1 protein-coding gene is annotated in these 1,911 nt (G+C 63.4%); it reads left to right on the top strand.

Going from position 1 to position 1,911, the window contains the following annotated elements; translation table 11 throughout:
• Positions 1-20: 20 nt before the first annotated feature.
• A partial coding sequence (locus ABIB27_RS19240) for a primary-amine oxidase (RefSeq protein WP_354254694.1) occupies positions 21-1,911 on the top strand: 1,891 nt, incomplete at its 3' end.

The raw sequence follows: 1,911 nt of genomic DNA, 5'->3' as shown, positions 1-1,911 counted from the left end.
AAAGAACCAAGGAGAAAACCATGACTCTCAACACTGAAATCCACACCGAGGTCGGGGTAGCACACCCGCTCGATCCGCTCTCCCGTGAGGAGATTTCCCGGGCCGCCGCGATCCTGAAGGACGGCCCTGCCGCGGCCGAATCCTTCCGCTTCATCAGCATTGAACTGCGCGAACCGGAGAAGGAACTGCTCCGGACCGGCGCCGCGACCGTCCGTGAGGCCGACGCGGTCCTGGTCAACCGTGCCGAGGCACGCTCCTACGAAGCGATCGTGGACCTCGACTCGGGCATCGTCTCGAAATGGACACAGCTCCCCGCCAACGTCCAGCCCCCGTTCATGCTCGACGAATTCGCCGAAGGCGAAGAGAGCTGCCGGCAAAACCCCGAGGTCCAGGCCGCCCTGGCCAAACGCGGGATCACCGACATGTCCCTGGTCTGCTTCGAACCCTGGTCCGTGGGCTACTTCGGCGAAGACGACCAGGGCCGGCGCCTGATGCGCGCCCTGGTCTTCGTCCGCGAAGAAGCCGACGACAGCCCCTACGCCCACCCGATCGAGAACTTCATCGTCATCGTTGACCTGAACTCCGGCGAGGTCGTCAAGGTCGAGGACGACCAGGCCATCCCGGTCCCGTCCGCGAGCGGGAACTACCTGCCCAAGTACGTCGGCGAAGCCCGCACCGACCTCAAGCCCATCTCCATCACCCAGCCCGAAGGCGCGTCATACACCGTCACCGGCAACCACGTCCAGTGGGCCGACTGGTCCTTCCGCGTCGGCTTCACCCCCCGCGAAGGCCTGGTCCTGCACCAGCTGAAATTCCGCAACAAGGGCGTCGAACGCCCCGTCATCAACCGGGCCTCACTCTCCGAAATGGTCGTCCCGTACGGCGACACCGCCCCCGTCCAGGCCAAAAAGAACGCCTTCGACTCCGGCGAATACAACATCGGCAACATGGCCAACTCCCTCACCCTCGGCTGCGACTGCCTCGGCGAAATCAAATACTTCGACGGCCACACCGCCGACAGCCACGGCAACCCCTTCACCATCGAAAACGCCATCTGCATGCACGAGGAAGACGACTCCATCCTCTGGAAGCACTTCGACTTCCGCGAAGGCACCGCCGAAACCCGACGCAGCCGCAAACTCGTCATCTCCTTCATCGCCACCGTCGCGAACTACGAATACGCCTTCTACTGGCACCTCTTCCTCGACGGCAGCATCGAGTTCCTCGTCAAAGCCACCGGCATCCTCTCCACCGCCGGCCAGAAACCCGGCGAGAACAGCCCCTACGGCCAGACCCTGAACAACGACGGCCTCTACGCCCCCATCCACCAGCACATGTTCAACGTCCGCATGGACTTCGAAATCGACGGACCCACCAACGCCGTCTACGAAGTCGACATGGAAATCCCCGAACACAACCCCACCCACACCGCCTTCATGGCCGTGGACCGGCTCCTGGAAACCGAACAGGCCGCCATCCGCAAAACCGACTCCTCCAAGCACCGCTTCTGGAAAATCGCCAACCGCGACAGCAAGAACCTGGTCAACGAACCCGTCGCCTACCGCCTGATCCCCACCAACGGCATCCAACTCGCCGCCGGCGACGAATCCTACGTGTCCAAACGCGCCCAATTCGCCCGCAACAACCTCTGGGTCACCGCCTACGACCGCACCGAACGCTTCGCCGCCGGCGAATTCCCCAACCAGGCCACCGGCGCCGACGACGGCCTGCACATCTGGACCCAAGCCGACCGGAACATCGTCGACCAAGACCTCGTCGTCTGGTACACCTTCGGCATGCACCACGTCGTCCGCCTCGAAGACTGGCCCATCATGCCCCGCCAAAACATCGGCTTCATGCTCGAACCCCACGGCTTCTTCGACCAAAACCCCACCCTCAACCTCCCCACCA

It is taken from the genome of Arthrobacter sp. UYEF21, from assembly GCF_040546085.1.
Lineage (GTDB): Bacteria > Actinomycetota > Actinomycetes > Actinomycetales > Micrococcaceae > Arthrobacter.
This window is presented reverse-complemented; position numbering and strand designations above follow the sequence as displayed.